Raw genomic sequence first — 7,520 nt, 5'->3', positions numbered from 1 at the left:
GGGCGACTCGACGCGCCACTCAGGGCACCTAGGCGCGCCGTTCGGGGCGACTCGACGCGCCACTCAGGGCACCTAGGCGCGCCGTTCGGGGCGACTCGACGCGCGACTCAGGGCGACTCGGCGCGCCGCTCACCGCCGCTCGGCGGGCCGGCGGCGCTCAGGTGGGCGCGGGTCGACCGGCCGGCGGGTGCCCGCCGCGTGCAGGGCGAGCAGGCCGAGCGCGAGCACGACCAGCGCCGGTCCGAGGAGCTCGACCGAGGTGTTGCCGAGCAGCACGCCGATTCCCGCCGGGACCAGCGCTCCGCCCAGCCCCGCCGCGGCGATCTGGAGCCCGATCGTCCGGTCCGCGTGTGCCGCGCCGACCCGGTCGACGGTGGTGAGGGTTAGCAGCGGAAAGACCGGGGCGGCGGCGAACCCGACGACGACGAGCCCGCCCACGGCCAGCCAGGCCGGCCCCGGGACCGCGATCAGGACCGCGCCGGCCGCCATCCCGACCAGGCTGCCCCGCAGCACCAGCCCCGAGCCCAGCCGCTCGGCCACCACGCCCTGCACGACCCGGCCGACGAAGAGGCTTCCCCAGTAGCCGGACACGCACACGCCGGCCACCGCCGCGCCCAAGCCGCGTCCCTCGGTGAGCAGCAGGAACGCCCAGAGCCCCGCGGCCACCTCGATCGCCACGTAGACGGCGAAGGCCAGCGCGCCGATCCAGACCGCCGGCAGGCGCAGCGTCTCGCGTACCCGCGTGGCGGCGGGCGGGGCGACGGGCGCCGCGCCGGCCGACCCGCCGGCCGGGGCGCGGTCCCGCCAGGCCCGGACGGTCAGCGCGAACGCGGCGGCCAGGGCGAGCTGGGCCGCCGCCACGAGGCCGTACCCCCAGCGCCAGGAGAGCCCCGCGCTGAGCGCACCGGTCATGATCAGCGGCCCGAGCGCCACCCCGAGCCCGAAGAACGCGTGCATCCAGTTCATGTGCCGGGGGCCGAAGGCGCCGGCCGCGTACGCGTTGAGCCCGGAGTCGATCGCGCCGGAGCCGAGGCCGAGCACCAGGGCGCAGCCCACCATCAGCGCCAGCCCGGGGGTCAGCGCGTAGCCGGTGAGGGCGAGGCTGGCCAGCAGGGTGCTGCCGGCGAGCAGGCCGCCGACCCCGAGCCGGGCCAGCGTGAAGCCGGCCAGCACGCTGGAGGTGAGGTAGCCGGCGGTGCCGGCGGTCAGGACCAGGCCGACCGCCTCGGTGGGCACGCCGAAGTCCGCCCGGATCGAGGGCCACCCCACGCCGATCAGCCCGTCGGGCAGGCCGAGGCTGACGAAGGCGAGGTAGGCCAGCAGGAGCAGCGAGGCGCGGGGCGGGGCGGTGGACACGGACGACCATCCTGCCTGCCGGCGCGGACGCCGCGAACGCGCCTCCCCCGTCAGGACAAGAAATGCGGTCCGCGCGGCCGGGGAAACGGACAGCTCATCCAGAATCGGCCGTTCGGCTGACGGCAACGCCCGGGTCGCGCGCAAGACTTTCGGGATGCAACAGGGCTCCGGCTTCCTCTCCCCGCGTCAGCGTCGCCTGGCTTGGCTCGGCTTTCTCCTCGCCGCGCTCCAGGCTCCCGTCTCCGCCAAGCTGGTCTCGGACGACTCCTGGTTGTTCAGCCTCTGCGTGGCGCTCATGGTGGCGACCGTGATCATCGCCGACGACGCGGCCCGGCGCCGCCCGGCCGACGCGCGCCCGCTGGACTAGCCCGCGGGCTCAGGTCGACCGGACCGCGATCGCGCCGTCGACCGTACGCAGGATCAGCCGCAGGACCTCGTGCCGGGAGGCTCCCGTCTCGGCGAGGTAGGCCCATCCCGCGTACAGCTGGGACCAGATCAGGCTCTGCACCCAGTCCGCCGGCAGCTCCGGGTCGATGGTCCCGTCCCGGTGGCCGCGCTCGACCATCGCGGCGAACTCCGGGTCGCAGCCGCCCGGCCCGTTGGTGGCCGGCCCGTCGGTGGCCGGCCCGGCGGTGAGCGCCGGCTCGGTGAAGAGCAGCGAGAGCAGGCTGCCGAGGTCGAAGTACTCCTGGCAGAGCCGGCGCACCGCCGAGGCGCCCGTGCCCTCGGCCATCCGCGCCTGGGCGGTGGCGCGGTCCAGCCGGGCGCTTCCCTCGGCGCCGACGGCGGCCAGCAGCTCCGCGCGCTCGGCGAAGTAGCGGTGCAGGGTGGTCCGGCCCACGTCGGCGGCGGCGGCGATGTCGCCGAGGGAGGCGGCGGGGTTGCGCCCCAGCACCTCGATCGCCGCGTCGACGATGGCCTGGCGGGTCCGGGCCCGGCTGCCGGACACCTGCGCGTCGCTCACGCGGCGAGGATAACAACACCCTCCTTCCGGGATATCGCTTGACCGCGATGGAACACGCATGTTCCATTTGGGGCATGACTTCATCCGCTCCGGCGCTGCCCCGGCTGCGTACGCTCGCGTCGTTCCTCACCCCGCACAAACGGACCATGCTCCTCGGGCTGGGGTTGGGGCTCGCCGCGAACGCGGCCGGGCTGGCGACGCCGATGGTCACCAAGTGGGTCCTCGACACGCTCGGCACGGGCGGGTCGATGGCCCGCCCGATCGGGGTCCTGTTGGCGCTCGTCGTCGTCGGCGCGGCCATCTCGCTGTGGCAGTGGCGGCTGCTCGGGACGCTGGCCGAGCACATCGTGCTCGACGCGCGGGCCTCGATCGTCCGGCACTACTTCCGGGCCCGCGTCGGCGACCTGCAACGGCGGCCCACCGGCGAGCTGGTCACCCGGGCCACCTCCGACACCCAGCTGCTGCGCGAGGCGTCCGGCAGCATCGTCGGCCTGGTCAACGCCGGAATCGCACTGGTCGGCACGCTCGTGCTGATGGGCGTGCTCGACCTGTTCCTGCTGGGCTGCACCATCGTGGCCGTGCTGGTGGTCGCGGCGGTGATGGGCGCGCTCATGCCGCGCATCGCGACGGCACAGGCGGCGGCGCAGGAGTCGATGGGGCGGCTCGGCGGCGCGCTGGAGGGGGCGCTGCGCGCGATCCGGACGGTCAAGGCCAGCAGGGCCGAGGCCCGGTCGGCCGAGCGGATCGTCGCCGACGCCCGGCAGGCGGCGGCCCACAGCGTACGGGCGGCGCGGGTGACCGCGTCGGTCTGGACGATCGCCTGGACGGGAATCCAGCTCGCGGTGATCGCGATCCTGGGCATCGGCGCCTGGCGGGCCCAGCGCGACCTGCTGGAGATCTCCAGCCTGATCGCGTTCCTGCTGTACACGTTCCAGCTCATGGGGCCGATCACCGAGCTGACCCAGAACACCACGGCGTTGCAGGCCGGCATCGCCGCGGCGGGGCGGATCCGCGAGGTCGAGACCATCGCGACCGAGCCGGCGGGCCCGCTCCCCGGCCCGGCCGAGCGCCCGCGGACACCTGGCGCGCAGCGGCCGGTCGCCGACGCGGTGCTGGTCTTCCGCGGCGTCACCGCCCGCTACGGGCCGGACGCGCCCGAGGCGGTACGCGACATCGACCTGGTCGTCCCCCGGCGCGGGCACACCGCGATCGTGGGCCCGTCGGGGGCCGGCAAGACCACACTGTTCTCGCTGGTGCTGCGCTTCCTGGAACCCGAGCGCGGGCACCTGCTCCTCGACGGCCGCCCCTACGCCGAGCTGGGGCACGACGAGGTGCGGGCCCGGCTCGCGTACGTCGAGCAGGAGACGCCGGTGGTGCCCGGCACCATCCGGGACAACCTGCGGTTCACCCATCCCGACGCGACGGAGGAGGAGATCCGCGCGGTGCTGCGCGCCGTCCGGCTGGACGACAAGATCGACTCGCTGCCGGACGGGCTGGACACCTCGCTGTCGTCGACGGAGGTGTCCGGCGGGCAGCGCCAGCGCATCGCGTTGGCGCGGGCGATGCTGCGCACCCCCGACGTGCTGCTGCTCGACGAGGCGACCGCGCAGGTCGACGGGCTGACCGAGGCGGCGCTGCAGGAGTGCGTCCGGCAGCGCGCGGCGGCCGGGGCCGTCGTGACCATCGCGCACCGGCTCTCCACCGTGCTCGACGCCGACCGGATCGTGGTGATGGAGCACGGCCGGATCCGGGCCCAGGGCACCCACGCCGAGCTGCTGGCCGGCGACGACCTCTACCGCCGGCTGGTCGCGGCGCTGCGCATCGCGGCCGAGGAGCACGCGGTGCCGGCCGACGAGCGCCCGGCCGAACCCGACGAGCCCCCGGTGGCGGCCGACGAGCGCGCGGTGGCGACCGGCGGGTGATCCATCGGCCAGGGCGTCGAGCTGATGTCACAGACGATTCAGCTCGACGGCGCCGCACAACCCTCTCGCAGGCGCCCCCGGCGCCGGAGGCACCGGTGCGGCCCGGCCCGAGTGAGGTGAGGGACGGGTCAGCGCACCTCGTCGGGGCGCGCCTCGTGGCCGGGGCGGCCCCGGGTGCGCCGCCGTTCCTTCATCTCCGCCTCGTAGAGGTGCCGGCGGCCGGCGACCAGCTCCTCGCGGGCGGCCCGGTCGAGGTCGCGGAAGAGGGCGTAGTACCCGTCGTCGAAGTCCTCGACGATCTGGAACGTCCACCGGCCCGCGATCACGTTGCGCCCCAGCAGCTCGCTGTCGATGCGGTCGGCGATGTGCGGGTGCCCGGCGGCGCGGAACATCTCCACCGCGTCGTCGAGCATCAGGTCGGCGTGGCCGACCAGTTGGTGCAGCGAGTAGAGGTGGCCCCGGACCCGCTCGACGCACTCCAGCGCCTCGCTGAGCTTGCCGAGCGCTGCCACCGTCTCGTCGCTGACCCCGGCGGGCCGGCGGTGCCCTTCGTCCGGTCCGTCCACGTCCTGTGCCATCCGTTCCTCCGCGCTGTCGACTACGCCCCTCCGGGCGGTTCTCCTCCTGCCCCGCCCGCCTCGGACCCGTCCTTCGGGCCGGGTTGACCGATCGGTGGAGGACCAAAGACCCGCCGAGTGGCCGAGGTCGGCCCGGGGTTCGGCCGGATAGCCTCGTTCCCCATGCGTGTGCTGTTCAACCGGGTCGAGGCCCGTTCCGCCGCCAGTTCGGCGCGGGCCACCCTGGCCCTGCTGTCCACCTCGGTCGGCACCGGGGGGCTCGCCGCCGCCGCCGCGTCGCCGGGGCTGCTCGCCCTGGTCGACCAGCACGCCGCGGCGGTGCGGGAGAGCCTGGACGGCGACCGGCGGCCGCTGAGCGCCGCCGCGCTCGCGGGCTACGCGGAGGGCGTACGCGCCGCCGCGCTGGAGCACGGCTGGCAGCCGCCGGCAGCGTCGGTCGACTGGTCCGAGCCGGACTGGCTGCTCACCCGGCTGCTCGCGGTCTGCGCGCTGGCCCGCTCGCTGGACGCCCCGGCGCCGGGCCCGCTCCCCCGCGTCTGACCCGGCTCACCGGCGCCTCCACCGGCACGTGGGTCGGGGTCACCACGAGCACCCGACCCACCCCCGGCTGGCCGGGGTCCGGCCCTTCGGCGCCGACGGAGGGGCGCCCGCCGGTTCGCGGACGCCCCTCCGGACTTTCGCCGTCACCGGCGCGGTCAGCGGCGGAACTGCTGGGTCTCGTCGCCCACGTTCCCCGACTGGTAGGTGCCGCGCCCGGCCGTCGTCGCGGACTCCTGCCCGCGCGGCATGACCTCGGTGCGCTCGGCGGCCGTCCGGTCGGCCATGTGCCGACCGACGTCCATCTGGCCGGCCTCCCGAGCCCGGCGGTGCTCCTGCACCGCCCGCGACTCCTCGGCCATCCGGTTCAGCCAGCCGTCCCAGCGGTTCTGCATCGGCTTCACCAGACCACCGCCGACGCCGACGATCAGGATGCCGGCGACCGTCGCGAGCACCGCGATCAGCACCGGAGTCGTCACCGTGGTGGCGATGCCCACCTGGTTCAGCGCGGCGATCACACCCAGGGCGATGATGAAGACCGCCGCCAGGTCGGCCAGGATCTTGCCGTACGAGAGACCGCCCAACGCCCCGGTGACCAGATCCCGGACGGCGTTGGCGATCGCGGCGGCCACGACGATGATGACGATCGCCACGAAGGCGCGCGGCAGCCAGGCGACCACGCCGCTGATCAGGTCACTGATCGCGTTGGGTCCCCACACCCCGAAGGCGAACTGCAGGGTGAACAGCAGCACGGCGTAGTACGCCAGCTTCGCCAGGATGTCGCTGGCGTCGTACTTGGTGCGTTCCAGCGCCCGCTTGATGCCGCCCCGTTCCACCGCCCTGTCGAAGTTGACCCGTTCCAGCGCCGCGTCGACGATCTTCAACACGGCTCTGGCGATGAGCCATCCGACCACGAGGATCGCGATGAACGCGATGGCCCGCGGTATGAACAGCAGCACCGACCTCCACATGTCGGCCACGGCGTCGCCGATGTCGACCTGCCTGACCGCGAGGGTTTCCGGCATGATGTCCCTCCTGTCGCATGGACTGCGCCGCGCGCTTACCCGGTCACCGACGCGGCACGCCGTACCGGTCCCGGACTTTTTCCCGACATGCCATGGCAGACCGGTCCTGACCTGCCCGAACGTCCGCCGCCCGCGACGCGCGGGGCATGATCGGAAACAGGTGCCGGATGGTCCGGTTAGGCTGCGGTCATGCCAGGAACGGTCGGACGGGTCCCCAACCCCCCAGCCCCGGTGTCGGGAGCGCCCTCCGCCTCGGGCGCGGCGGCCGCCGTCCTCGGCCACCGCTGGGCCGGCACCCCGCTCGGCCCGTGGCCCTCGTGGGATCCGGCGGTCCGGGCGGCGGTCGAGGTGGTCCTCGCCTCGCCCGTGCCGATGGCCCTCACCCTGGGCGACGACCACCTGCTGCTCTACAACGACGGGTACGCGGAGCTGATCGGCGACCGGCACCCGGGCGCGGTGGGCCGGCCGGCCGCCGAGGTGTTCCCGGAGGTCTGGTCGATGCCCGGGTTCGGCGACGCCGTCGAGCGCACCTACCGCTCCGGCGAGCCGTTCCTGGAGCGGGAGTCCACGCTTCCCCTGCACCGCCGGCCCGGCCTGGTCGAGCAGGTCGTCTTCACCCGGGCCCACTCCGCCGTGCGGGACAGCGCCGGGCGGATCGTGGGCGTGCTGACGGTGGCCGCCGAGAGCGCCCAGGTGACCGAGCAGTTGCAGAGCCTCAGCGACTTCGCCGCCGCGCTCGCCGGCACCCTCACCCTGGACGACGTGGCCCGGGTCACGCTGCGCTACGCGATCACCACGTTCGACGCCGACCGCGTCTCGTTCGGGGTGGACGAGGGCGGCGGCTGGCGGATGGTGCGGCGGGTGCGCGGCGAGCTGATGGACGAGGCCGACGAGCGGCTCCCGCCGCTGTGGCGGCGGATCGCGCCGGACGGGGCGGATCCGGTCGTGTCGGCCGCCCGCGCCGGCGCGCCGCTCTTCGTCGACGACGGGCAGCCGCTGCGGGAGTTCGCGGTGGACCGGCACGACCAGAAGATCAGGGCGCTGGCCGCCGTCCCGCTGCGGGCGTCGGTGGTCCGGGGCGGCCTGGCCGTCGGCTACCAGGTGCCGCGCACCTGGCCGGCCGCCCAGCGGGCGCTGC

General features: G+C 74.9%; 8 protein-coding genes. 4 read left to right on the top strand and 4 right to left on the bottom strand.

Features of this window, described 5'->3' with window-relative positions:
• Positions 1-129: 129 nt before the first annotated feature.
• A complete protein-coding gene (locus ACWENR_RS28450; protein WP_452280031.1) occupies positions 130-1,356 on the bottom strand; it encodes an MFS transporter in 1,227 nt (408 codons plus the stop codon).
• A 154-nt stretch (positions 1,357-1,510) separates the two neighbouring features.
• On the opposite strand from ACWENR_RS28450, the gene ACWENR_RS28445 reads away from it, so the two are divergent.
• The gene (locus tag ACWENR_RS28445) at positions 1,511-1,723 is read left to right on the top strand and encodes a hypothetical protein (protein WP_452280030.1); all 213 of its coding nucleotides are present in this window, start codon (positions 1,511-1,513) and stop codon (positions 1,721-1,723) included.
• 9 nt (positions 1,724-1,732) lie between these two features.
• On the opposite strand, the gene ACWENR_RS28440 is transcribed toward ACWENR_RS28445, so the two are convergent.
• Entirely contained in the window at positions 1,733-2,320 is a 588-nt protein-coding gene (locus tag ACWENR_RS28440; protein WP_452280029.1) for a TetR/AcrR family transcriptional regulator, read from the bottom strand.
• A 74-nt stretch (positions 2,321-2,394) separates the two neighbouring features.
• On the opposite strand from ACWENR_RS28440, the gene ACWENR_RS28435 reads away from it, so the two are divergent.
• Positions 2,395-4,242 carry an ABC transporter ATP-binding protein gene (locus ACWENR_RS28435; protein ID WP_452280028.1) on the top strand — a complete coding sequence of 616 codons (1,848 nt, stop codon included), beginning with the start codon at positions 2,395-2,397 and terminating at the stop codon, positions 4,240-4,242.
• 128 nt (positions 4,243-4,370) lie between these two features.
• On the opposite strand, the gene ACWENR_RS28430 is transcribed toward ACWENR_RS28435, so the two are convergent.
• Positions 4,371-4,820 carry a hypothetical protein gene (locus ACWENR_RS28430; protein ID WP_452280027.1) on the bottom strand — a complete coding sequence of 150 codons (450 nt, stop codon included), beginning with the start codon at positions 4,818-4,820 and terminating at the stop codon, positions 4,371-4,373.
• 162 nt (positions 4,821-4,982) lie between these two features.
• Here ACWENR_RS28430 and ACWENR_RS28425 point away from each other — a divergent pair, with 162 nt between their 5' ends.
• Entirely contained in the window at positions 4,983-5,360 is a 378-nt protein-coding gene (locus tag ACWENR_RS28425; protein ID WP_452280026.1) for a DUF6401 family natural product biosynthesis protein, read from the top strand.
• 155 nt (positions 5,361-5,515) lie between these two features.
• On the opposite strand, the gene ACWENR_RS28420 is transcribed toward ACWENR_RS28425, so the two are convergent.
• Positions 5,516-6,382 carry a membrane protein gene (locus ACWENR_RS28420; protein ID WP_452280025.1) on the bottom strand — a complete coding sequence of 289 codons (867 nt, stop codon included), beginning with the start codon at positions 6,380-6,382 and terminating at the stop codon, positions 5,516-5,518.
• Positions 6,383-6,571: 189 nt separating this feature from the next.
• On the opposite strand from ACWENR_RS28420, the gene ACWENR_RS28415 reads away from it, so the two are divergent.
• Positions 6,572-7,520, top strand: a 949-nt coding sequence (locus ACWENR_RS28415; protein WP_452280024.1) for a GAF domain-containing protein, incomplete at its 3' end; no start/stop codon positions are given.

The organism is Micromonospora sp. NPDC004336 (assembly GCF_053602615.1).
This window is presented reverse-complemented; position numbering and strand designations above follow the sequence as displayed.

Bases quoted from the DNA above. Each gene is read 5' to 3' on its own strand.
- ACWENR_RS28445 (WP_452280030.1), top strand. From the start codon at position 1,511: ATGCAACAGGGCTCCGGCTTCCTCTCCCCGCGTCAGCGTCGCCTGGCT.
- ACWENR_RS28435 (WP_452280028.1), top strand. From the start codon at position 2,395: ATGACTTCATCCGCTCCGGCGCTGCCCCGGCTGCGTACGCTCGCGTCG.
- ACWENR_RS28430 (WP_452280027.1), bottom strand. From the start codon at position 4,820: ATGGCACAGGACGTGGACGGACCGGACGAAGGGCACCGCCGGCCCGCC.
- ACWENR_RS28425 (WP_452280026.1), top strand. From the start codon at position 4,983: ATGCGTGTGCTGTTCAACCGGGTCGAGGCCCGTTCCGCCGCCAGTTCG.
- ACWENR_RS28420 (WP_452280025.1), bottom strand. From the start codon at position 6,382: ATGCCGGAAACCCTCGCGGTCAGGCAGGTCGACATCGGCGACGCCGTG.